24 protein-coding genes and 1 pseudogene are annotated in these 23948 nt (G+C 60.6%); 14 read left to right on the top strand and 11 right to left on the bottom strand.

The annotated features are described in order from the left end of the window. The first annotated feature begins 173 nt into the window (after positions 1-173). The 5 genes from ABH944_RS16230 (at position 174) to ABH944_RS16210 (ending at position 3184) form a co-directional block, all read left to right on the top strand. Positions 174-452, top strand: a complete 279-nt coding sequence (locus ABH944_RS16230) for a DUF4148 domain-containing protein (RefSeq protein ID WP_404614310.1) — start codon at positions 174-176, stop codon at positions 450-452. 72 nt (positions 453-524) lie between these two features. After that, the gene (locus ABH944_RS16225) at positions 525-845 is read left to right on the top strand and encodes a DUF4148 domain-containing protein (protein WP_404614312.1); all 321 of its coding nucleotides are present in this window, start codon (positions 525-527) and stop codon (positions 843-845) included. 160 nt (positions 846-1005) lie between these two features. Then, positions 1006-1425, top strand: a complete 420-nt coding sequence (locus tag ABH944_RS16220; protein ID WP_404614314.1) for a secondary thiamine-phosphate synthase enzyme YjbQ — start codon at positions 1006-1008, stop codon at positions 1423-1425. A gap of 81 nt (positions 1426-1506) precedes the next feature. Continuing rightward, on the top strand, positions 1507-2751 hold the full coding sequence (locus ABH944_RS16215) for an aspartate carbamoyltransferase (protein ID WP_062091994.1): 1245 nt from the start codon (positions 1507-1509) through the stop codon (positions 2749-2751). 94 nt (positions 2752-2845) lie between these two features. Further along, positions 2846-3184, top strand: coding sequence for a hypothetical protein (locus tag ABH944_RS16210; RefSeq protein ID WP_404614316.1), 339 nt, complete (start codon positions 2846-2848; stop codon positions 3182-3184). Positions 3185-3218: 34 nt separating this feature from the next. On the opposite strand, the gene ABH944_RS16205 is transcribed toward ABH944_RS16210, so the two are convergent. The 3 genes from ABH944_RS16205 to ABH944_RS16195 all read right to left on the bottom strand — a co-directional run bounded on the left by ABH944_RS16205 (position 3219) and on the right by ABH944_RS16195 (position 6249). Beyond that, positions 3219-3926, bottom strand: coding sequence for an aspartate/glutamate racemase family protein (locus ABH944_RS16205; protein ID WP_404614318.1), 708 nt, complete (start codon positions 3924-3926; stop codon positions 3219-3221). A gap of 96 nt (positions 3927-4022) precedes the next feature. Next, positions 4023-4817 (bottom strand): CDP-diacylglycerol diphosphatase, encoded by a 795-nt coding sequence (locus ABH944_RS16200; RefSeq protein ID WP_404614320.1) that lies wholly within the window; start codon positions 4815-4817, stop codon positions 4023-4025. 40 nt (positions 4818-4857) lie between these two features. Beyond that, the gene (locus ABH944_RS16195) at positions 4858-6249 is read right to left on the bottom strand and encodes an aminotransferase-like domain-containing protein (protein ID WP_404614322.1); all 1392 of its coding nucleotides are present in this window, start codon (positions 6247-6249) and stop codon (positions 4858-4860) included. Positions 6250-6676: 427 nt separating this feature from the next. On the opposite strand from ABH944_RS16195, the gene ABH944_RS16190 reads away from it, so the two are divergent. The 8 genes and pseudogenes from ABH944_RS16190 (at position 6677) to ABH944_RS16155 (ending at position 13601) form a co-directional block, all read left to right on the top strand. Further along, positions 6677-7159 carry an MSMEG_0572/Sll0783 family nitrogen starvation response protein gene (locus ABH944_RS16190; protein WP_062091974.1) on the top strand — a complete coding sequence of 161 codons (483 nt, stop codon included), beginning with the start codon at positions 6677-6679 and terminating at the stop codon, positions 7157-7159. Between the two features lie 36 nt (positions 7160-7195). Continuing rightward, entirely contained in the window at positions 7196-8209 is a 1014-nt protein-coding gene (locus tag ABH944_RS16185) for a Nit6803 family nitrilase (protein ID WP_404614324.1), read from the top strand. After that, positions 8202-9284 (top strand): MSMEG_0568 family radical SAM protein, encoded by a 1083-nt coding sequence (locus ABH944_RS16180; protein ID WP_404614346.1) that lies wholly within the window; start codon positions 8202-8204, stop codon positions 9282-9284. Before ABH944_RS16185 ends, ABH944_RS16180 begins: the two co-directional genes overlap by 8 nt. A 2-nt stretch (positions 9285-9286) precedes the next feature. Beyond that, on the top strand, positions 9287-9847 hold the full coding sequence (locus ABH944_RS16175; protein WP_404614326.1) for an MSMEG_0567/Sll0786 family nitrogen starvation N-acetyltransferase: 561 nt from the start codon (positions 9287-9289) through the stop codon (positions 9845-9847). Beyond that, on the top strand, positions 9844-10812 hold the full coding sequence (locus ABH944_RS16170) for a sll0787 family AIR synthase-like protein (RefSeq protein WP_404614328.1): 969 nt from the start codon (positions 9844-9846) through the stop codon (positions 10810-10812). The genes ABH944_RS16175 and ABH944_RS16170 overlap by 4 nt, the downstream gene beginning before the upstream one ends. Positions 10813-10823: 11 nt before the next feature. Further along, positions 10824-11984, top strand: a pseudogene (locus ABH944_RS16165) (MSMEG_0565 family glycosyltransferase); the annotation flags it as partial. A 24-nt stretch (positions 11985-12008) separates the two neighbouring features. Beyond that, a complete protein-coding gene (locus tag ABH944_RS16160; RefSeq protein WP_404614348.1) occupies positions 12009-12293 on the top strand; it encodes an MSMEG_0570 family nitrogen starvation response protein in 285 nt (94 codons plus the stop codon). 27 nt (positions 12294-12320) lie between these two features. Continuing rightward, positions 12321-13601, top strand: a complete 1281-nt coding sequence (locus tag ABH944_RS16155; RefSeq protein ID WP_404614330.1) for an MSMEG_0569 family flavin-dependent oxidoreductase — start codon at positions 12321-12323, stop codon at positions 13599-13601. Between the two features lie 69 nt (positions 13602-13670). Here ABH944_RS16155 and hydA read toward each other — a convergent pair whose 3' ends face one another. The 5 genes from hydA to ABH944_RS16130 form a co-directional block, all read right to left on the bottom strand. Further along, positions 13671-15149, bottom strand: a complete 1479-nt coding sequence (gene hydA / locus ABH944_RS16150; RefSeq protein WP_404614332.1) for a dihydropyrimidinase — start codon at positions 15147-15149, stop codon at positions 13671-13673. A gap of 22 nt (positions 15150-15171) precedes the next feature. After that, positions 15172-16680, bottom strand: coding sequence for an NCS1 family nucleobase:cation symporter-1 (locus tag ABH944_RS16145; RefSeq protein ID WP_404614334.1), 1509 nt, complete (start codon positions 16678-16680; stop codon positions 15172-15174). A gap of 141 nt (positions 16681-16821) precedes the next feature. After that, entirely contained in the window at positions 16822-18114 is a 1293-nt protein-coding gene (gene preA, locus ABH944_RS16140) for an NAD-dependent dihydropyrimidine dehydrogenase subunit PreA (protein ID WP_404614336.1), read from the bottom strand. Positions 18115-18143: 29 nt separating this feature from the next. Further along, on the bottom strand, positions 18144-19481 hold the full coding sequence (locus tag ABH944_RS16135) for an NAD(P)-dependent oxidoreductase (RefSeq protein ID WP_404614338.1): 1338 nt from the start codon (positions 19479-19481) through the stop codon (positions 18144-18146). 61 nt (positions 19482-19542) lie between these two features. Next, positions 19543-20802: a Zn-dependent hydrolase gene (locus ABH944_RS16130; RefSeq protein WP_097269554.1), complete on the bottom strand. Its 1260-nt coding sequence runs from the start codon at positions 20800-20802 to the stop codon at positions 19543-19545. Between the two features lie 382 nt (positions 20803-21184). Here ABH944_RS16130 and ABH944_RS16125 point away from each other — a divergent pair, with 382 nt between their 5' ends. Continuing rightward, positions 21185-21868: a TetR/AcrR family transcriptional regulator gene (locus tag ABH944_RS16125; protein WP_404614340.1), complete on the top strand. Its 684-nt coding sequence runs from the start codon at positions 21185-21187 to the stop codon at positions 21866-21868. Positions 21869-22026: 158 nt separating this feature from the next. On the opposite strand, the gene ABH944_RS16120 is transcribed toward ABH944_RS16125, so the two are convergent. The 3 genes from ABH944_RS16120 to ABH944_RS16110 form a co-directional block, all read right to left on the bottom strand. Further along, positions 22027-22359 carry a DUF4148 domain-containing protein gene (locus ABH944_RS16120; protein ID WP_404614342.1) on the bottom strand — a complete coding sequence of 111 codons (333 nt, stop codon included), beginning with the start codon at positions 22357-22359 and terminating at the stop codon, positions 22027-22029. A gap of 351 nt (positions 22360-22710) precedes the next feature. Continuing rightward, the gene (gene hutC, locus ABH944_RS16115) at positions 22711-23406 is read right to left on the bottom strand and encodes a histidine utilization repressor (protein WP_062091991.1); all 696 of its coding nucleotides are present in this window, start codon (positions 23404-23406) and stop codon (positions 22711-22713) included. Positions 23407-23426: 20 nt separating this feature from the next. Then, positions 23427-23948: aromatic amino acid lyase (locus ABH944_RS16110; protein WP_404614344.1), on the bottom strand; the 522-nt coding region annotated here is incomplete at its 5' end.

Genomic DNA, 23948 nt, shown 5'->3' with positions numbered 1-23948 from the left:
AAAAAAACCCCTACGCGCGTAAACACCGTCTCCAGCAGGTTATTCCTCACCCTTCCGAATAAATCCTGATTCTTCCGAACATAAAAATAATCAAATTCATCGGGAATATCCCGCGCTCATTCCGGGTTCTCTCCATTACAAGCCGCACACATTCAACCCAGCAGGAGCCAACCATGAAAACCCTCAGCGTCGCGGTACTTTTCCTCGCCACCATTGCCTCGGCACACGCATTCGCGCAAACCAAGACCCGCGCCCAGGTGTATCAGGAACTGATCCAGGCCCAGCAGGACGGCCGCGATTTTGTCACCGACACCTCCTACCCCGACGTCAACCCGATCTTCACGCACCAACTCGAACAACAACAAGAGGCACGCCTGGCGCAAAACCAGACGGCCAAGACCAACGCGGTAGCAAGCTCAACTGCCACCAACTCGTCCAGCGCAACGAACTGATCCATCGCGCTAAATCAATCTTCGCAATCCGGTTAAATAAATCGGAATCCTAATTTTCTCCTTGAGGTCATCATGAACAAATTCCTTATCTCCGCTCTCGTTATCTCCTCGGCATTGGCCGCCCCTGCCTTCGCTTTCGCGCAAAGCAACGGCCCCGTCACCCGCGCCCAAGTCAAGGCCGAACTCGTTCAACTGGAAAAAGCCGGCTACACCCCGGGCGGTGAAGACGTCAACTACCCGCAGGACATCCAGGCCGCCGAACAACGCGTCGCCGAACAACAAGGCATTGCGTCTTCGTCGTATGGGTCACCGGCCAACGGCACGTCAGCATCCGGTATGCACACGCATACCGCGCCGGATGACGCGACTCAATCGATCTACTTCGGCCATTGATCCGCAAGCATGGCAAGACGCCGGCGCGCGATGACCATGACGGTGACAGCCCTCGTCCGGTCCGCGCGCTCGCCGTCTGCCGAAACCCGCTCCAGCCGATAAACTTCATGGGCACGCGCAACACTTTCTCCGTCGCGCATTCCCTTCCGGAGACATCGACATGAAGCAGGCGCTCTATCATCTGAGCGTGCCCACACGCACGCGCGGACTGCACGAAATTACTCCCGACATTGAAAACTGGATCGACCTGCAGGGCATCCAGACCGGTCTGCTGACCGTATTCCTGCGGCACACCTCGGCGTCATTGCTGATCCAGGAAAATGCCGATCCCGACGTCCGCGCGGACCTGGAACAGTTCTTCGAGACCATCGCTCCGGAAGCGCCGGGGCGTTACATCCACGACGCGGAAGGCTCCGACGACATGCCCGCGCATCTGCGAACCGCGCTGACACAAGTCCAGTTGTCCATTCCCGTCGATGCCGGCCGGATGGTCCTGGGCACGTGGCAGGGCATTTATGTCTTCGAACACCGTCGCGCCGCAAATAGGCGTGATGTCGTATTGCACCTTTTAGGCGAGTGATTTAATATACGCATCGCGTACATAACCACTTTCGGAGCGCCCATCGTGCAAGCTCAACAGCAAACCCTCCTGCGCGATGCCATGCGCCGCCTGAACATGACCCGCGACGCCTTCGCGAACCGGATTGGCGTATCACGCCGGGCGCTCGACACGTGGTTGCTGCCGGACGAATCGGCGGAGTCGCGGGCCATGCCCGAGATTGCGAGCCGCTACGTCATGGAGCTGGTGGAAAGAATCCCGTCCGGCGATGAATATACACAGCGCGCATATTCTCCTTCCATTCTTCACGAAGGCCGGCCACATCTGCTCTCTGTCGACCAGTTCTCGCGAGACTCGGTGGAAGCGCTGTTCCAGGTTGCGGACACCATGCAACCCATCGCGCGCCGCCAGAAGATCACGCGCGTGCTGGAAGGCGCGGTGCTGGCCAATCTGTTCTTTGAAGCCAGCACCCGGACGCGCGTCAGCTTCGGCGCGGCGTTTTGCCGGCTGGGCGGATCGGTGTGCGACACGACCGGCTTCACGTTTTCGTCGATGGCAAAAGGCGAGTCGATCTATGACACCAGCCGCGTGATCAGCGGTTACGCCGACGCGCTTGTCGTGCGTCATCCGGAGAAGGGTTCGGTGGCGGAGTTCGTGCGCGCGACCAACGTGCCGGTGATCAACGCCGGTGACGGCCCCGGCGAGCACCCCAGTCAGGCGCTGCTCGACCTCTACACCATCCAGCGCGAATTCTCGCGTGTCGGGAAGATTGTCGACGGCTCGCATATAGCCATGGTGGGCGACCTTAAATATGGCCGCACGGTCCATTCGCTGGCCAAGCTGCTTGCGTTGTACCGCGGGCTGAAGTTCACGCTGATCTCACCCGCCTCGCTCGAGATGCCCGCTTCCATCCTCGATCAGATCAATCGCGGCGATCACGTGGTCGAGCAGACCAACGACTTGCAGACGGGGTTGAAAGGCGCGGACGTGGTGTATGCAACGCGGATTCAGAAAGAGCGTTTTGCCGATGAATCCATTGAAGGCTACACGCCGGATTTCCAGATCAACCAGGCACTCGTGGAGAGCGTTTGCGGACCCGATACCTTGATCATGCATCCGCTGCCGCGTGATGGACGGCCCGGAGCCAACGACCTGAGCACCGACCTCAACCACGATCCAAGGCTGGCCATTTTCCGGCAGACAGACAATGGGATTCCGGTGCGCATGGCGATCTTCGCGGTGCTGTTGGGCGTGGAACGCCAGGTCCAGCACTCCATGCGCGACGCCGCATGGAAGTCACCGGCTTACATCGGACCTGACGATGCGGTATTTCACGGTATCGACTAAGCGATCTATACAGCGCCGCCTGCAATATTAACGCGGCGTTTACACACAAAAAGATACGCTGCAAGTGATCCCGAATTAAGGAGCTTGCAGCGTAATGAACTTAGTCCTTGAAAGAATTGCCGGCTCGGCTGCATCGAATAAATCTGCCGCACAGGAAGCGCTCTCAGCACCTCCCGTGTCCCGTGTCCATCTCTCGGCCGTCCTGCACAGCAGGCAGGATGAGGCCGCCCGCGAGCGCATCAGGCGCCTCTTCCACTCGCCGCTCGGCGTGTATGTGAGCCAGGCATCGCGTGACCATGACGACCTCCGGCTGGTCTTCGACGTGGCAGCGGAAGACCTCGATTTCACGGTGCGCACGCTGCATCAGGTGCTGCCCGAGGCGGTGATCGAAGCCGTTCGTCCGCGTGTATTTACGCACCGCCGCGAGCATTGAGCGGCAGCTTCAACACGCGGTTGCTTACGCCTGCTTACGCCTGCGCCAACGAGAAATCGACGGCGGCGCGGGCGTGAAGCGTGGTGGTATCGAGCAACGGTACGGGACTGTCGGCTTCGTTCACCAGCAGCATGATCTCGGTGCATCCCAGCACGATCGCTTCCGCGCCACGCGCCGCCAGTCCGTGAAGAACATCGCGGTACTGCTTGCGCGAGTCGTCGTTGACAATCCCCAGGCACAACTCGCGATAGATGATGTCGTGGATCACCGCTTGCTCGGCAGGCTCGGGCAAGAGTGTCTCTATGCCATGCCGTTCCTGCAGGCGGTCGCGAAAAAAACTTTCGCGCATTGAAAACGCCGTGCCGATAAAACCGACCTTGCGTATGCCCCGCTTTTGCGCCTCGATCCCCGTTGGATCGACGATATGCATGAACGGCACGGACACCGCCGCGGCAATTTGCGGGGCGACGAGATGCATCGTGTTCGTGCAGAGCACGATGCAATGCGCGCCGCCCGCTTCGAGATGACGCGCGGCATCGGCCAGCCGGATGCCCGCGATGTTCCACTGTCCGTCGCGCTGAAGCTGTTCGATCGGCGCGAAATTCACGCTATGCAGCAGGACTTGCGCGGAGTTCAGGCCACCGAGGCGCGTGCGCACGTCCCGGTTGATCAGCCGATAATATTCGGTAGTCGATTCCCAGCTCATCCCGCCGATCATGCCAATGGTTCGCATGCTGTTCATGGTGCCCGTCCTGCAAATCAGATTGATCGAAGCGACATAGTGCAGCGAAGCGCGCTGGCCGGCTAGGGCAAAATTTCGAGACGCGGGTCACCCAACCTACTTCGCACGTGCAACGGCGCACGTATGGTCCTGCAACTCCTCCGACGACGCGAAGTCGCCTCTATCGCGTTGCACGTGGTCATTGAGAAGAAAGAATGCCGGCTTGCCGTCGGGCGCCGTGGTCCCCGCGAGCAGCAAGGTCTGGTCGGCCATGACCTGACCTTCTCGCGCCACGTCGGGGGCAAGGAGCTTGAAGGGATCGATGGAAGCAAGGTCGGCGTCATCAATACGTCGAATGCGGTATGCGTGTCCGCGCAGCAGAATGGGGAACGCAGTCCATTCATTGCCGAACTTCGGGCCTTGCTCACGCAATGCGCGAACCACATCCGGGGCAAGGCAATCAATATGGATATGCAACTGGTTTTGCGTGCGCCCGCTAGTCGAGTTGATGGCGAGCGAGAGTTCGTCGCGCGGAAGGTCCTGGCCTAACTTCGCTTCGACAAAACGCCGTGCTTCCCACGCCGCGCGCCAGTAATTCGGCGATCCCGGTATCAGCAGATCCGGGCTTTCAACGCCACCGACTCGAGCAGTCGGAATCAACAAATACTGGGCAATGCCATTGAGACCTTTCAGAACCGCGAAGCCGCCGGCCGGATCGACGTCGACACATTTTTGCGGAACATCCGCGCCGCGCGCGGCGGGCTCACAGGAGTTGTGGACAATCTGCCATAACGCGTCGGGGTTGCCCGCGTGAGCAATGGGGAAGAAAAGCGCAGCAACGATGAACGAGGCTAGGCGAGCGAGAAGCCGGACATGGCGCATGGGGTAAGCGGTCAAAACGAAAGCCTGCATCGTAACAATACTTCGTGACGGCTGCGGGCACCTTAAGTCCCTACATGACCGGCAAATGCAGATGATGAGGATGTTCGACGGTGTCCGCAATCAGCCTGAGCGCGTCTTCACACTCATCAAGATTCTTGGGGCCGCCAAGGCATACGCGAATGGCTTCGGGCGGATTGCCATCGGTCGCAAAAGCCGCCGCCGACACGGCGCCAATGCCTTGCGAGCGCAACTGTAATGCAAGCTCGGATGCGTTCCACCCGCACTCCGCCGGAATGGGCATCCAGAGATGGAAACCGGCCGGATCAGCGTCGAATTTCCAGTTGGACAGCACACGTGCGGCAAGCGCCTGACGGGCCGCGGACTCCGCACGAATCGCGTCGAGCATAAGGTCTGCTGTACCGTCGCTGACCCACTGCGTCGCCAGCAGCACGGTGAAGGGGCTCGCCATGACCGTCGTCGCACGGAGGGCCCCCGCAAGGTGCTGGGAGCGCCGGGCGGACGGCGCACGAATGTAAGCCACGCGCAGACCGGCGCCAAAACTCTTGGACAGCCCGGTGACGTAGTAGGTCAGGTCGGGCGCCAACGTAGCCAGCGCATCGGGCGCCTGGGCCGGCAACATGCCATACGCATCGTCTTCGATGATCGGCACGCTGTACCTTAGCGCGACATCGGCAAGCGCCTCGCGGCGTTTCGACGACAGGGTCACCGTGCTCGGATTCTGGATCGTGGGATTGCAGTAGAACGCGCTGGGTTTGTCACTCTTGCACAGCGCCTCGAATGCATGAGCCAGCGGGCCGTCGTCATCACGCGCCAGCGCCTGCAAACGCACGCCCAGTTGCGCGGCAATCGCCTTGATGCCCGGATACGCCAGCGTATCGAGGCAAATGGTCCCGCCCGGCCGCGCAAGCTGCGACACCAGCGCGACCAGCGCGCTATGAATGCCGGGACAGACCAGCACCTTGTCTTCATCGCAATCATTGAAACGGCGCTTCAGCCACTTCGTACCCGCTGCACGATCGTCAGCAGTGCCACCGAAATCCTGGTACCGCAGCAACCGGTACGGATCAGTCGCCGAAAACAGCCGGGCAGCTGAATCGCGCAAGCGTGCGGCGAGTTCCGCCGGCTCCGGCGGCATGTTCATGGTCATCTCGACACTGCTGCCGCCGGACAGCGGCAGCGTCGCGGTCCGGCCGCGCACGAACGTGCCGCTGCCGGCACGCGAGTCGAGCAGCCCTCTTTTGCGCGCTTCCGCGTAGGCCCGCGCCACGGTCGTGTAGTTGAGCTGCAGTTCGTCAGCCAGATCACGCAGGCCCGGCAGCCGATCGCGCGGACGCAAGCGGCCGCTCGCCAGGTCTTCTTCAATTAACTCGGGAATCAGCAAGTAAGCCGGCTTGCGGCTTTCTGTCAGTTTTCTGATCCAGTGGTGAGTAAGACTGGCCATGAAATGTTCTCGAATAAATACGGTTAAAAAAACAATAGCACGCCGGCGATGGAAAAAAATAAATTGATCGCATCAGGCGGCATTAAATGATCGTATGGAGAATGCGATAGATCGAGGGTCAATGCACGTATCCGGTGTTTATTGCACCAGACCGGCGCAACAGCACCTCAGTGATCACGCCACGCTGGTGCAAGGTCATCGTCACGCCAAGGCTTAAGGCAATCGCCACAAGGCTCTTCGGGATCGTCGTCAAAAATATTTCGCTGCTCCGCGAGCACTGATTGTTTGAATGATCGGGTATTGATTGCATTAAGACATTCATTTAATGGCACGCCGGTTGCATTAACAGCATTGTGTCCTGCGGCCTGGTTCCGGTTAAAACAAATCCGGCGCCACTGATTAAATTGTCTATTTACTGGAGATTAGAATGCCTGCCGTCAATATCCCGATGCACAAGAAAGGCGATTACCTTGTCGATTATGAAGAGAAGGTATTTGAGGACGTCAAGGCCGCGCCGGGCGAGAAGGCGCTGGTGACATTCCATACGGTCGCATTTGAAGGTTCCATCGGCTTCGTCAACTTGCTGCAAGCCACCCGGCTGCTGCGCAAAGGCTTCGAAACCTCGGTACTGCTCTATGGGCCGGGCGTGACGCTCGGGCTGCAACGCGGCTTCCCGACACTCGGCGACGAAGCGTTTCCCGGCCATCTGAACTTCAACAAGCAGATCCAGAAGTTCATGGAGGAAGGCGGCAAGGTCTACGCATGCCGCTTCGCGCTGCAAGCGCTGTACGGGCAGGGAGAAGCGTCGCTGATCGAAGGCATCAAGCCGATCAGTCCGCTCGACGTGCTCGACATTCAGCTGCTGCATCGCAAGGACGGCGCGCTGATCATCCACACCTGGACGGTCTGACGCAGGCCCGAAGCCTCTTATCAACACGGAACGACCATGCCCGACAAGAGAATCGTCCGCGCCGCCGCGGTCCAGATAGCACCGGATCTCGAAAGGCCCGGCGGCACGCTCGAAAAGGTCCTCGAAACGATAGACGACGCTGCACGCCAGGGCGTGCAGCTCATCGTCTTCCCCGAGACCTTCCTGCCCTACTACCCGTACTTCTCGTTCGTGCGGGCACCGGTGGCATCGGGCGCCGAACACATGCGCCTCTATGACGAAGCGGTAGTCGTACCGGGCCCCGTGACGCATGCAGTGGCGGAGCTGGCGCGCCGGCACGGCATGGTCGTCGTGCTCGGCGTGAACGAGCGCGATCACGGCAGCCTATACAACGCACAACTGATCTTCGATACCGACGGCGAGCTGCTGCTCAAGCGCCGCAAGATCACGCCGACGTTTCACGAGCGGATGATCTGGGGCATGGGCGACGCGGCCGGCCTGAAGGTAGCGGAGACGCACATCGGCCGCGTGGGAGCGCTCGCGTGCTGGGAGCACTACAACCCCCTTGCACGTTATGCGCTGATGACCCAGCACGAAGAGATCCATTGCAGCCAGTTTCCAGGCTCGCTGGTCGGTCCCATCTTCGGTGAACAGATCGAAGTGACCATCCGGCATCACGCGCTTGAATCCGGCTGCTTCGTGATCAATTCCACGGGCTGGCTGACCGAGCCGCAAATTGAATCAATCACTAAAGATCCGGGCCTGCAGAAGGCGCTTCGCGGCGGCTGCAACACGGCAATCATCTCGCCCGAAGGCCAGCATCTCGCGCCGCCGCTGCGCGAGGGCGAAGGTCTGGTCATCGCGGATCTGGATATGTCACTGATCACCAAACGCAAACGCATGATGGATTCAGTCGGTCATTACGCGCGGCCCGAATTGCTGAGCCTCGCGATCAACGACCGGCCCTCTGTCACGTCGGCGCCCATGAACAGCTTCTCACCATCAACCGGGGGATTGCACCTTGAACGCGAACGAGACCTTGTCGGCCGTGAGCCGGCAATTGATGACTGAACTGCAATCGGCGGGCTTGCGTCTCGCCGATCCGGGCGCGGGGGCAAATCTGGGCGTGGCCAGCCGGCGCGGTGGCGCGGGCCCGTCCGATCACAAGGCGGTCACCATCGACGGCGTGACCATCATGGTGCCCGTGCATACCAACACTGCGTGGCACTCGCCGTTCGTGGCATCCGTACCGGACGCCCACGGCAGCAGCGCGTTGCTGCGCGGGTCGATCCCTATCGCGAACATCAGCTTCCCGAAGGCGCCGCGTTTCTATGCCATGCAGACCTTCGACGGCGTGCCCTACTCGCACATCGCGACCCTGCATGGTTCGGACGTGCTTGCGACCACCGTGCTGCAAACCTGCATCCGCTATGAAAGCCGCAAGAAGACCTGCAAGTTCTGCGCGATCGGGCAATCGCTTGCAGCGGGCAGGACGATCGCCCGCAAGACGCCCGAGCAACTGGCGGAAGTCGCGCGCGCCGCCGTGTTGCTCGATGGCGTCAAGCACATGGTCCTCACCACAGGCACTCCGCCGACCAAGGATCGTGGTGCGCAGATCCTGTGCGAAAGCGCGTTCGCCATCAAGGCCGCTGTCGACCTGCCGATCCAGGCGCAATGCGAACCGCCCGACGACGACAAGTGGTTCGAGCGCATGCGTGCAAGCGGCATCGATACGCTCGGCATGCATCTCGAAGTGGTCACGCCTGCGCTGCGTGAACAGATCATGCCGGGCAAGGCGAGCGTACCCATCCCGCGCTACATGGAAGCGTTCAGGGCGGCCGTGGCGGTGTTCGGCCGGGGGCAGGTGAGCACCTACATACTCGCGGGTCTCGGTGACACGGCAGAAGCCATTCTCGCGATTTCGCGCGAACTGGTCGATATCGGCGTGTATCCGTTCGTGGTCCCGTTCGTGCCGATCAGCGGCACGCCGCTCGAGGATCATCCCGCGCCCTCGCCGGAACTCATGAAGTCCGTGCTGCAGCCGCTTGGCGCGATGGTGTCGGCAGGCGGCATGCGCTCCGCCGATATCAAGGCGGGCTGCGGCAAGTGCGGCGCATGTTCGTCGTTGTCATCCTACGAGGTCTGATCATGCTCGCCGATACCGAAGATCTCGCAAGGCTCTATACGCCTGCCAGCTACACGATCAAGTGGACCACGCTGCCCTGGGAAGCGAACGAGGCGTACAAGCTGCGGCGCGCGGTGTTCTGCATCGAGCAGGGGATTTTCATAGGCGATGACCGCGATGAAATCGATGAACGCGCGCAACTGCTCGTGGCGGTGAGTTGTATCGGCGGGATGCCTGAGCAGGTGGTTGGCACGGTGCGCATTCACGAGGACGAACCAGGCGTATGGACCGGCTCGCGGCTCGCGGTGCATGCGGCGTTCCGGCGGCACGGCAAGATTGGCGCAACGTTGATCAGGCTGGCGGTCAGCAGTGCGCATGCGCTCGGCTGCACGACCTTCCTCGCCCATGTGCAGAGCCAGAACGCGGCGTTGTTTCATGCGCTGCACTGGACCACGCTCGCAGAAGAACTCATGCATGGCCGGCCGCATCATCTGATGCAGGCTGATCTCGGTTTTTATCCGCCTTGCGCGACACCGCAAAGCGGTTTCATGACGCAGCATTCGCCTGCGCGGAGTTCGTCATGACGTTGACGGACCTGGTCGTCGCGCTAAGGGAAACGCGCGGCTTTCGCCACAAGACCGATATCGCGCGAGTGATGTCATCGCTTGCCCGGTACGTGCCGCGCGGCGCCGACAACTCGCAGGCGGTCGCCATAGGCGACGACTGCGCAGCCATTGCCGACGGAGACTCTCATCTGCTGTTCGCTATCGAAGGGATGGTCAGCGACCTCGTGCGCGACATGCCCTGGTTCGCGGGCTACAGCAGCGTGATGGTCAATGTCAGCGACATCTACGCGATGGGCGGCCGCCCGATCGCTGTTGTCGACGCACTCTGGAGCGACGGCTTGGGCGCGGCCGAAGACGTGCTCGCGGGCATGGCGGCGGCATCGTCCGTGTACGGGGTGCCGATTGTCGGCGGCCATAGCAACACGCGCAGCGACCAGGCCCAACTTGCAGTGGCCATTCTTGGGCGCGCAAACAAGCTGCTGTCCAGCTTCAATGCGCGTCCCGGCGACCGCCTGATGATGGCGGTCGACCTGCGCGGCGCGTTCGAAGACCCGTATCCGTTCTGGAATGCCTCGGTTGGCGTACCCGCCGCGCGCTTGCGCGCCGACCTCGAGTTGTTGCCCATGCTCGCCGAAAGCGGTCTCTGCGATGCAGCCAAGGACATCAGCATGGCCGGCGCACTCGGCACTGCGCTGATGCTGCTGGAATGCTCCCGCATGGGTGCAAGCATCGAGCTTTCGCGTCTGCCATCGCCGCCTGGACACGATCGTCTGCGTTGGTTAAGCGCGTTCCCCAGCTTCGGTTTCGTGATGTCCGTGCGTGAAGAACACGCAACTCAGGTAGAGCACTTGTTCGTTGAACGTGAACTGGCGTGTGCGGTGATTGGTACGGTCGATGCCTCACGCAAAGTGGTACTGCACGAAGGCAGCGATTCGGCCGAACTATGGAACTTCCACGATGACGCGTTCATCGCCGGAAGTTAAGGGGCCCTGACATGACTGCGACGCCTCGTGTGATGCGGATTGCCCTCACCACGCATTCGGTCAATCCGCGCGGCGGTGTGGTGCATGCGCTCGAACTGGCGGGCGCGCTGGTTGACGAAGGTCACGAGGTCACCCTTTTCGCACCGGCCGCAGCGGGGGAAACGCTCTTCCGGGAGCCGCCATGCCGCGTGATTCTCGCCACCATCGAAGGCTTCCAACACAACACGGTCGCACTCGTCGACGCACGGCTTCATGCGCTCAAAGCCAGCATCAAAGCCAGCGATCCGCGCAGCTTCGACGTGCTGCACGCACAGGACAGCATCAGCGGAAACGCGCTTGCCGAGCTGACCGCCGAAGGTGAAATAACCGGGTATGTACGGACCGTTCATCACCTGGATCATTTCGACAACCCGCGCCTCGCCGCCTGGCAAACGCGTGCATGGCGTGATGCGGAGCGCGTGCTGTGCGTCAGTGAAGTATGGACGCGCGAGATGCGCGACACGTACGGCGTAGAAGCGGCGACCGTGTCCAACGGCGTCGATCTGAAACGCTATTCGACGCAGCGTACACCTCACGATGAAAGATTGCGTCAACGTCTTCATATAGATGGCAGCGGACCGGTCGTGCTCGCGGTCGGTGGCATTGAAGCGCGCAAGAACACGCTCGGCCTGCTCGACGCATTTGCGGAACTGGTCAAGCATCATCCGCATGCGCGCCTGGTGATCGCGGGCGGTGCAAGCCTGCTCGATCACGACGCGTACTCGCGTGCCTTCATGGACCGCATGGCCGGGTACGGCCTGTCGCATGCGGTGAGTGTCACCGGCCCTCTCGACGACACCGACATGCCCGCGCTTTTCCGTTGCGCCGATGTCCTCGCCATGGTCTCGCTACGCGAAGGTTTCGGCCTCGTCGTTCTCGAAGCGCTCGCATGCGGTACGCGTGTTGTGGCCTCGAACATTGCACCGTTCACCGAGTATCTGGACAACGCGCTGTGCTGCTGGGCCACACCCACGGATCCAGCGTCAATAGCTGACGCACTCGCACGGGTTATCGACGGCCGTCATCGAACCGACTTCAACGATGCCGTACCCGCGCTGCTTGGCCGCATGAGCTGGCAGGCGTCGGCACGAAAACATCTCGACATTTACAGCGCCTTGCTTGCAAGCCGCTCTCTTCCAACACTTCAGGAACCCACCATGCCGGTCATGCATTTTCGAATCCAGTGGCCCGATAACAGCGAAGCAAACTGTTATTCGCCCTCGCAAGTAGTTAGCGATTTCTTTACGCCGGGAGAAGACTATCCCATCCATGATTTTGTCTCGCGCGCTCGTGAAGCGCTGAACATTGGCTCCGAGCGCGTGCGCGAAAAGTACGGCTTTGCATGCTCGGCGGCGATGGATCAACTCGCGCAGATCGAGGTCGAGGCTGCACGTTTTCTTAATGAACCTGACGCGAAGGTCCGCGTCATCGCGCTCGTCTGAACGTCACTCTTTTCGAAAGGACGAATCATGTCGCAAACATCGGGCAACACGACGCACACAAGTGTCATTGTGGTGGGTGGCGGTCAGGCGGGATTGTCGGTCAGCTATTACCTGAAGCAGGCGGGGATCGATCATCTCGTGCTGGAGAAAAACACCGTCACGCATACATGGCGCACGCAACGCTGGGACGCGTTCTGCCTCGTCACGCCTAACTGGCAATGTGCGCTGCCCGGCCACCCTTATACCGGCGACGATCCGCACGGCTTCATGAAGAAGGACGAGATCATCGAGTATCTCGATGGCTTCATCAGGACCGTCGATGCCCCCGTGCTCGAACACGTGGAAGTGCAACGGGTCGCTCGTAGTGGCGACGGCGGCTTCAGCGTTTCAACGAGTCAGGGGCAGTTCATGGCGGACCAGGTCGTGGTCGCATCGGGCGGTTATCACACACCCATCGTGCCGCGCATGGCGGAACGCCTGCCGCGTTCGCTCAAACAGATCCAGTCGTCCGAGTATCGCAACCCGCGGGCTTTGCCTGAAGGCGCGGTGCTGGTAGTCGGATCCGGGCAATCGGGTGCGCAGATCGCTGAGGACCTGCATCTGGCGGGTCGCAAGGTGATCCTCGCCGTGGGTGAAGCGCCGCGTTGCGCGCGCTTCTACAGAGGCCGCGATGTGGTCGACTGGCTCGCCGACATGAAGTATTACGACATGCCCGTCGATCAGCATCCGCTGCGTGAAGGGGTGCGCGACAATACCAATCATTATGTGACCGGCCGCGACGGTGGCCGTGATATCGATCTGCGCAAGTTCGCGGCCGAAGGCATGGAACTGTACGGCCGGCTTCAGGATCTGCAGGACGGCGTGCTCCACTTCGCGCCCAACCTGACCGAGAATCTCGACAGCGCGGACAAGACCTTCAACGGCATCAACGCGGGCATTGATGCCTACATCGAAAAGAATGGGATCGAAGCGCCTCCGGGCTCACGCTATGAACCCGCGTGGTCACCGGCGCAAGAACGCACTACGCTCGATCTGCACGCGAGCGGCATAGGCTCGATCGTGTGGTGCATCGGCTTCACGCCGGACTTTAGCTGGCTCGATGCGCCTATCTTCAACGGTCGCGGTTACCCCGCCCACACGCGTGGCCTGACGCCGCTCGACGGCCTCTATTTCGTCGGCTTGCCGTGGCTGCATACGTGGGGATCGGGCCGCTTTTCAGGCGTCGCGCGGGACGCTGCGCATGTTGTGGAAAGGATCGAAGCTTGCCGGGAAGCGAAAGCGCTGGCGCGCGATGAAGCGACCGTCTGAATACACGAAGGTATCGCCAAAAAAAACCGGCGCATTACGCGCCGGTTCGTTGCAACATGCCGGTAAACCTCAAGCCGCCTTCACGACCTTGTCACCGGCCCGATGGATCGGATGCGGTTCCTTCAACTGGTTCGCGATCCGGGTGGCATCGAAGTAAGCACCGTTTGGCGGACGCTTCAGATACTGCCCTGCGCCTCGCACCGCACGCAGATCGCCATCCGCCCAAGCATGCGCGCCACGCGTGAGCGTGTGGGTCGCCACGCCCTGCACGGTCATGCCTTCGAACACGTTGAAATCCACCTTCTGGTGGTGAGTCTTGACCGAGATCGTCCTGGTCGCGGCCGGGTCCCACACCACGAGGTCGGCATCCGAACCCACCTGCACCGCTCCCTTGCGCGGGAACAGGTTAAAAATTTGTGCAGCGTTTGTGGAGGTCACGCGCACGAACTCGTTCGGGGTCAGCCGCCCTTTGTTCACGCCATGGTGCCAGAGGATTGACATGCGGTCTTCCACCCCGCCGCAACCGTTCGGAATCCGCGTGAAGTCCTCGCGGCCCATGGCTTTCTGCGACGCACAGAATACGCAGTGATCAGTCGCCGTGGTATGCAGTTGCCCCGATTGCAGACCACGCCACAAGGCCTCTCTATGCTCGCTGGTCCGGAACGGGGGGCTCATCACGTGCGCAGCGGCCCGTGTCCAGTCCGGGTCGCTATAGACCGATTCATCAATCACCAGATGCCCGGGCAGCACTTCAGCGAACACGCGTTGACCTTCGCTGCGTGCACGCGTGATGACATCGACGGCATCTTTCGACGACACATGCACAATGTAGATAGGCACGCCCAGCACCTGCGCAATCCTGATCGCTCGGTTGGCCGCTTCGCCCTCCACTTCAGGCGGCCGCGACAAAGGATGCGCTTCAGGTCCGGTGAAACCTTTCGCGAGCAATTGCTTCTGAAGCTGGAACACCAGCTCGCCATTCTCGGCATGCACGGTGGGCAGTGCACCGAGTTCCAATGAACGCGCGAAGCTGTTCACGAGGACTTCATCGTCGGCCATGATGGCGTTTTTATACGCCATGAAGTGCTTGAAACTGGACACGCCATGATCATGCACGAGTGTGCCCATGTCGCGATGCACCGACTCGTCCCACCATGTCACCGCCACGTGAAATCCATAGTCCGCCGATGCCTTCTCCGCCCAGCCGCGCCACTCGTTGAAGGCTGCCATCAGCGGCTGCTTCGGACTCGGAATCACGAAATCGATAATGCTCGTCGTGCCGCCTGACAACCCCGCCGCCGTGCCCGTATAAAAGTCGTCGCTCGCCGTGGTTCCCATGAACGGCAACTCCATGTGCGTATGCGGGTCGATACCGCCGGGCATCACATACTGGCCCGATGCATCGATCGTTTCGCTACCTGCCGGAACCTCGAGATCGAGGCCGATCTGCAGGATCGTGCCGCCGTCCTTCGGGTCTGCGCACAACACGTCCGCTCGATAAGTACGGTCCGCGTCAATCACCGTGCCGCCGCGAATCAGGATCGTCATCTTGCTGTCTCCAAAGAGAAAATCAGGCGCTGGCAATCCGCGCCGTCGGGCGCTTGCCCATCTTCATCCATGCGCCATAAACAATCGATGCGAGCGCGAGGCCCACGAACCATGCATAGGTATAAAGCGTGTTGAAGAACGCGGGAACATTGGGGAACGCAGCAGGAAATGCCGTATGCAGGAAGCCCGGCAAGTTGGGCAAGACGCCCACGAGCAGCGCGACCACCGCTGCCATGTTCCAGCCACCCGTGTAGCTGTATTCGCCATTCTCGTTGAAGAGTTCGCGCGTGTTCAGGCGCGTGCCGCGGATCAGGAAGTAGTCGACCATGAGAATGCCGGCCACAGGTCCGAGCAGCGCCGAGTAACCCACGAGCCACGTGAAAATGTATCCCTGCGTGGTCGCCAGGATCTTCCACGGCATCATCACAATAGCGATGAACGCAGTAATCATGCCGCCCACACGATACGAAATGCCCTTCGGCCAGAGGCTCGAAAAGTCATAAGCCGGACCCACGAGGTTAGCGGCAAGATTGCAGCTCATGGTGTCGAGCGTCAGGATGATCAGCGCCACGCCCACGCCGATACCCGTCATACGGCTGGTCAGGTCGATAGGATCCCAGATCGCCTTGCCGTAGATCACCACGGTTGCCGAGGTCACCACCACCGAGATCACGGACAGCAGCGCCATGGGGGCTGGCAGACCGATGGACTGCCCGATGATCTGATCCTTCTGCGAGCGCGCGAACCGCGTGAAGTCCGGAATATTGAGCGCGAGCGTGGCCCAGAAACCGACCATGGCTGTTAGACCCGGCCAGAACGTGGCCCAGAACAAACCCTCCTTCTTGCCACCGGCCACAAACTGCGAAGGCTGCGCGAGCATCGCCCCGACACCGCCTGCCTTCGAGGTCGCCCACCACACGAGCGCGAGGCACATGATGATCTTGATCGGTGCGGACCAGCTTTCAAGGAAACGAATGGAGTCCGTGCCGCGCAGGATGAAATAGACCTGGATCAGCCAGAAAAACAGGAAGCATGCGAGTTGCCCGAGCGAGATATCGAGGAAGGGCAATGGTGTACCGGGCGTCGTGTTACCGGTGAGGATATTCAGGAGCGTATGGATCGCACTGCCGCCGAGCCAGGTCTGGATTCCGTACCATCCGCATGCGACCACCGCACGTAATAACGCCGGCAGCCGCGCGCCTTTCGTACCGAACGACGAGCGCACCAGCACTGCATAAGGAATGCCATGCTTGGCGCCCGCGTGGCCCACCAACAGCATGGGCACGAGCACGATCATGTTGCCGAGCAGCACGGTGAGCACCGCCTGCCACGGCGACATGCCCTCTTCCGTGAGCCCGGCCGCGAGCATGTACGACGCAATATTCATCACCATGCCGACCCAGAGCGCCGCAAAGTGATACCACTTCCACGTCCGTTGCACGGGCGTGGTCGGCGCCAGGTCGTCGTTATATAGACTGCCACTGGCGCCGGCCGCGAACTGCGGGTCGACGGAATGCGCTGGCTGCTTCATCAGGTTGATCTCCTCAAGATCGTTGCGGTCCTCGCCCGTTGATCTGGCTGGAAAACCAGTCCGGGCGTTGGCCGTCAGGGGGACGTCAGCGACTTTTACGGCAGTTGCGTCAGCCGCTGTTTTTTATACGGGTTCTCAACTCTAGGCGGCCTTCGCGCTTTCTTCAACGTCGGCGTCCACGCGTGCGGGATTGTTCGGGTGGGTCGTCCAGTTCGCATATTCGCCGGCATCCACGCGTTCCATCGTGATGCATTGCTCGACCGGGCACACATGCATGCATAAATTGCACCCGACGCATTCCGAATCGATGACTTCAAAATGCCGCTTGCCATCCTTCTCGCGCATGATCGCCTGATGCGCCGTATCTTCGCAAGCGATGTGGCACAGCCCGCACTCAATGCACTTGTCCTGGTCGATGCGCGCCTTGATGTCGTACTTCAAATTCAAGTACTTCCAGTCCGTCACATTCTGCACGGCCCGTCCGCGGATATCGTCGAGCGTGGCGTAGCCTTTCTCGTCCATCCAGTTCGAGAGACCATCCGCGAGATCGGAGACAATGCGAAAACCATAGTGCATGGCCGCCGTACAGACCTGCACGTTGCCCGCGCCCAGCACCATGAATTCGGCCGCATCGCGCCACGACGAAATCCCGCCAATGCCGGAGATCGGCAAACCGGGCGTTTCCACGTCGCGGGCAATCTCCGCGACCATGTTCAGGGCAATGGGTTTGACCGCCGGGCCGCAGTATCCCCCATGCGTACCCTTGCCGTCGACTGTCGGCATCGGCGCCATCAGGTCGAGATCCACGGCGACAATCGAATTGATCGTATTGATCAGCGACACCGCGTCCGCGCCGCCCTTGTAAGCCGCGCGTGAACTCGTGCGGATGTCGCTAATGTTCGGCGTCAGCTTGACGATGCAAGGCAGCTTCGTGCCTTCCTTCACCCAGCGCGTGACCATCTCCACGTATTCGGGGACCTGGCCGACCGCCGCGCCCATGCCGCGCTCGCTCATGCCGTGCGGGCAACCGAAGTTCAGCTCGACGCCATCGGCGCCTGTGTCTTCCACCAGCGGCAGGATCCACTTCCAGTCGCGCTCGTTGCACGGCACCATCAGCGAGACGATCAGCGCGCGATCCGGCCAGTCGCGCTTGACCTGGGTGATCTCCCTCAGGTTGATATCGAGAGGCCGGTCGGTGATCAGTTCGATATTGTTCAGCCCTGCGATACGCTGGCCATTCCATTGCACCGCGCCATAACGCGAACTCACGTTGACCACATGCGGGTCGAGGCCCAGCGTTTTCCATACGACGCCGCCCCAACCCGCTTCGAAGGCGCGATTGACGTTGTAGGCTTTGTCAGTGGGCGGCGCGGACGCGAGCCAGAAAGGATTCGGCGACGTAATGCCGACAAAGGTATTGCGAAGATCGGCCATGAGCTGGCTCCCTTATTGTGGGGGTTTTTTCAAGCGGCCTTGATGGCCGTTGCCGCGAAGAACGCATGGATGGACCCGGCGGCAACCTTGCCGTCCTGCACGGCCTGGACCGTCAGGTCGAGCCCGCCTGTCGCCGCACAGTCTCCGCCGGCCCAGACGTTATCGAGCGATGTCCGGCCGCTCGAATCCACCGCAATGCGGCTGCCGTCGAGCGTGAGCATGTCGCTTTCGAGACCATCCGGCGCGAGGGTTTGCCCGATCGCCTTCAGCACCATGTCGGCTTCAATGACGAAGCGCTCGCCCTGCGGGTTTTCGAATTCGACGCCCGTGACCTGGCCATCTGCATCGGTTAACCGCACGGGCCTTGCGTGCGTGACGATCGACACACCGTTGACCTGTGCGAACTCTTGCTCGGCCCACGTTGCACCCATGGTCTCCACCCCTCGGCGATACACCATGGTGACCGTTTCCGCGCCCAGCTTGCAGCTTTGCACCGCTGCGTCGATGGCAGTGTTTCCGCCACCGATCACCACCACGCGACGCCCTACCGGCACGCTGGCGAGCGCATCCGCCTGACGCACCTGCTCGATGAAATCGACCGCGTTGTACACGCCTTGAAGCGCCTCGCCTTCGAGTTCCAGCGCGCGCACACCGCCCAGACCAATGGCCAGGAACACCGCGTCATGCTGCTTACGCAAGTCGCTCAGCTTCACATCGCGGCCGAGCATCACGTCGTTCTTCACTTCGATGCCGCCCACCGAATACAACCACTCCACTTCGCGTTGGGCGAAATCCTCGACCACCTTGTACGCCGCGATCCCGTACTCGTTCAAGCCACCGGGCTTGGGCCGCGCATCGAAAAGCGTCACCCGGTGACCCTCGAGCGCAAGGCGATGCGCACAGGCCAGCCCCGCCGGTCCCGCGCCTACCACCGCGACATGACGTCCCGTATCCGCTGCGCGTTTGAAAAGCGGCTCGCCGCGCGCCATCGCCCAGTCAGTCGCATGACGTTGTAATGCACCGATCTGAACTGGTTTGTCATCCTGATGATTTCTGACGCATGCCCCTTCGCAAAGAATTTCAGTCGGACATACGCGCGCGCATGCGCCGCCAAGGGGATTGGCCGACAAGATGTCCATGGCCGCGCCCTTCATGTTGCCGTTACCAATCTTGCGGATGAAGCCGGGAATATCTATTTTTGTGGGGCACGCGTTGATGCAAGGCGCGTCGTAGCAATAGTGGCAACGGCTCGACGCCGCAGCCGCCGCGGTGGCATCGAGCAAGGGCGCCACATCCGAAAACTGACACGACAGTTGCTCTTGCGACAGCCGGTTCGATGCGATGTCGCCAATGGGCTTCATGGTCATACACGTTCCTTCGTCAAGATAAGGCCAAGCGAATGATCTTTCGGCTAACACCCGTTCGGGCTCAACGGCCCGCGCGTTCGAGCATGGCGTGAAGCAGCACATTTGCGCCCGCCTCAATCCATTCCTCCGATGCATCCTCGATCTCGTTATGGCTGATGCCATCGACGCAAGGCACGAAGACCATTGACGTGGGCGCGACCTTCGAGAGGTAACACGCGTCATGTCCTGCGCCCGAGACCATGTCCCGATGCGCATAACCAAAACGCTCGGCTGCTGCGCGCACGGACTTTACGCACGCGGCGTCGAAGGCGATGGGCGCGTAATAGAAGATCTGCTCAAGCTGCGTTTCGAGCCCCGATGCGCTCGCGATCTTCTCCACGCCCGCGCGCAACGCGGCGTCCATCTTCGCGAGCACGGCGTCGTCGGGATGACGGAAATCGACGGTGAAAAACACGCGGCCCGGGATCACGTTGCGCGAGTTCGGATGCACCTGCATCATGCCGACCGTCGCGCACGCCAGCGGCGCGTTATCCAGTCCGATGCGGTTCACCAGTTCGACCACGCGTGATGCACCAAGCAACGCATCGCGACGGCGCGGCATGGGCGTGGGACCCGCATGCGCTTCCTGGCCGGTCAATGTGATTTCATACCAGCGCTGACCTTGCGCGTCGGTGACCACGCCGATCGTCATGTTTTCCGCTTCGAGAATCGGTCCTTGTTCAATGTGCAGTTCGAACGCAGCGTGCAGCTTGCGGCCGCCGCACGGTTCGTCTCCTGCATAACCAATACGCTTCAGTTCCTCACCGATCGTCTTGCCATCCACGTCCTTGCGGGACAACCCGTAGTCAAGCGTGAACTCGCCGGCGAACACGCCTGACGCAACCATGGCAGGCGCGAACCGCGAGCCTTCCTCGTTGGTCCAGATCACGACTTCCACCGGATGTTCAGTCTCAATGCCCCGATCATTGAGTGAACGGATCACTTCGATGCCACCGAGAATGCCGTAGATGCCGTCGAAGCGGCCGCCGGTGGGCTGCGAGTCCGCGTGCGAGCCTGTCACGACCGGCGCGGCATTGGCGTTGCGTCCGGCACGACGCATGAACACGTTGCCCATCTGGTCCACCTTGACCGTGCAACCCGCTTCCTTCGCCCAACTGACGATCAGGTCGCGGCCCTCGCGGTCGAGATCGGTGAGCGCCAGCCGGCATACGCCACCCTTTGGCGTCGCGCCAATTTTCGCCATCGTCATGAGGCTGTCCCATAGACGTTTGCCATTGACTCTGATCGATGTGTCCAGCGCTGAATCGGTTACCGCGTCCATTTCGCGTTCTCCTCGTGTTGCTCGACTTAGGGTTTTGACTGATACGAATCTGGTGCATCGGCGTCGGCTTTTGGGGCGCTGTCGCACGGCAAAGGTGCGGTTTTTATCCGCTCGCCTTATCTGCTTCGTAGCGGTGAATCCGTCGCGATCCGCCGCCCTCCAAATCCTGTCCAACTGGACAGGTTGTAGCCGATTAATATTGGCAAATCAACGTCTTTCGGGGTTTCCGATTAGAGTAAAAACATAGCGAGAAGCGTGCCATTGCACTGCAGCAGAGCCATGAGACAAGTGAAACAACGGGCTATGCAGCAGTGGCGTCAAAGCGCATAGAATGAGGCGCGATCAAGATGGAGAAGGCGCACAGCGCCATGCAAGGAAAACAATGAGAGATGACGAAGCGACAGCCGAGATGGCGAGAAGCGACGTTGCGCCTGTTCCATTGCGGCGGCGCAAGGCACACATTCGCGAGACCAATGAAGCGCATCTTTTGGCGTGCGCCGAGGCTGTGTTCGCCGAGCGCGGACTCGAAGGCGCAAGCACCGCGATGATCGCGGAACGCGCAGGCTTGCCGAAAGCCAACCTGCATTATTACTTTCCGACCAAGCTGGCGCTCTATCGGCGCGTGCTCGAAGATCTGTTCGAAGACTGGCACCGTGCCGCCGATACCTTCGAGTCCAGCGATGACCCGGTCGAAGCAATAGGTGGCTACGTACGCACGAAAATGGAATTATCGCGGCGGCGTCCGCTCGGCTCGAAGGTGTGGGCGAGCGAGATCATTCACGGCGCGGTGCACATGCAGGACATCTTGAACGAGCGCGTGAAGCCGTGGCTTGAAACACGGGTGATCGTAATCGACGACTGGATTGCGCGCGGTTTGCTCGCTCCCGTGGACGCGCAGACGCTGATGTTCATGATCTGGGCGACGACGCAGCACTATGCGGATTTCGATGCACAAATCCGGGCGCTGAAAGGCAAACGTGCGCTTTCGCAGAAGGCCTTTGACGCCTCGACGGAGGAAGTGGTGAAGCTCGTGATCCGGGCGTGTGGCGCGAAGTCACCGAACTAGCGAAGTTGGTTCTCGAACAAAAAAACTCGCCGGCCGCTTTAGCGCGGAGGGCGAGTTTTTTCTTTGGCGCAACACTCAAAAGATCAAACCATCATTCAATCGAGTCTTGCGCCGGACCTGATCCAGTCGGGTCCACTTCAAATTTGCTCAGCGTCGGCTTAGTGACCGAAGAACACCGACCCGGGAGCGTTTTGCACCGGTGCAGCCGAGCTACGAACGCCCACTGCCGAGGTGCCGCTGGTCGAAGGACCATATGCCGTTGCTGCCTCGCCATTTTGTGCATTCACACGAGCCTGAGCTGCCTGAAGGTTCGCCGGGTAGTCGGTCTGGTCGCCAGCCGGATTGTACCCTGCCTTTTCCAGTTGAACCAGTTGCGCCTTCACTTCAGCACGCGTCAGCGGGCCGTTGTTGTCAGTGTTTTGCGCAAACGCGAACGTCGGAGCTGCCAATGCCGACACGATAACAACTGCAGGAATAAGTGACTTGAACATGGTGATACCTCCAGTATTTTGTTGATAGTCTCGAAACAACCTCAGAGTGATATAAGCGCTTTCTGAATTTGTTTCGGATGTAGAAAGTCTATGCTTCGGAACCTTGAGGGAAAACCCTTATTTACGCGAAACATCATTGTCGAGATCGCAACAATCGCGAGGGAATGGCTGGCCAGGCGGAAGTGAGAAGAGAAATTCGGAATTTGTTGCTGAATAAAGTGCGAGAGCACGTCTGAATTCGAGGATTCGTACGCGTTACAGATAGCTGTATTGCGATTTCCACAAGAATTCAACCGGACCCGAGGATGGGTCCGGCAGGTTGACCAAGCTGAGACGGGTCTGGAAACGGGTCTAGAAATGACCCGTGAATTGATATCGATCGCCGGGATGCCAGAGGTTCGCCACCGACGCCACCGCATCCCGCGACCATGTCCGCCGATGCAGCATGAGGCACGGCTCGCCGGTTTTCATCGAGAGCGCGAGACCCGTGCCCTCATCGGGAAGCGCCGCTTCAATCCGGTATTCAACGCGCTGCAAAGGCGCGGCGACCATCAGGTATTGGTTCGGCGTGATCTTGGTGAAATCCTGGCGCGCGTATTCCGGCGCGAGCGCAGGATTCACCCAGCGCTCTTCCAGCTGGATCGGCAAGTCGTTTTCGAAGTGCAGCACCCGCGAATGAAATACGGGACTGCCCTCGGTGAGCTGCATTTCCAGCGCGAGACGTTCGTCCAGTACGGACGCGCCCAGGTGCATCACTTCTGCCCGATGCACATGTCCGCGTCCTGTGATTTCGTCGGAGATGCTGCGAATTTCCACGAGCGTCGACGCGTATTTCGGTTGCGCCACGAACGTGCCCGCGCCCTGCACGCGTGTCAGGATCTGCTCGGCGGTCAGTTCGCGCAGCGCGCGGTTGACCGTCATGCGCGCGACCTTGAACTCGCGCGCCAGTTCGTTTTCGGAAGGCACCTGGTCGCCTTCCTTCCACTCCCCCGCATGAATGCGCGTGAGAATGTGATCCTTGATTTCCTGATACGCGGGCGTGTTCATGCTGGGCGTGTGGCGTCCGGTTAAGCGTGGGATTGAACTTCCGAAACAAACGAAAGCGGGCAATGTTTCGCGATTTCGCCGCTGACCACCTGCTTCGCGATCGCCTCGATATCCGGTGCGAAATAGTGATCGAGATCGTAATGCGCGACTTCCGAGCGCAGCGTCTTCATCACTTCGGCCAAGCGCGGACTCGTTTGATGCGGCGCACGCAGGTCCACGCCTTGCGCCGCTGCGAGCAATTCGATAGCGAGAATATGCGCTACGTTCTCCGCTATATAGCCAAGCTTGCGGGCAGCGAACGTCGCCATGGAGACGTGATCTTCCTGGTTCGCCGATGTCGGCAACGAGTCGACCGACGCCGGATGCGCGTAAGTCTTGTTCTCCGACGCAAGCGCGGCAGCCGTCACATGGGCAATCATGAAGCCCGAATTCACGCCGCCGTCGCGCACGAGAAACGGTGGCAAACCGGAGAGCGTCGCATCGATCAGCAACGCGATCCGGCGCTCGGCCAAGGCGCCAATTTCCGCGGCGGCAATAGCGAG

Origin of the sequence: Caballeronia udeis (assembly GCF_044909315.1) — a bacterium.
In the GTDB taxonomy this organism is placed as follows: domain Bacteria; phylum Pseudomonadota; class Gammaproteobacteria; order Burkholderiales; family Burkholderiaceae; genus Caballeronia; species Caballeronia udeis_A.
This window is presented reverse-complemented; position numbering and strand designations above follow the sequence as displayed.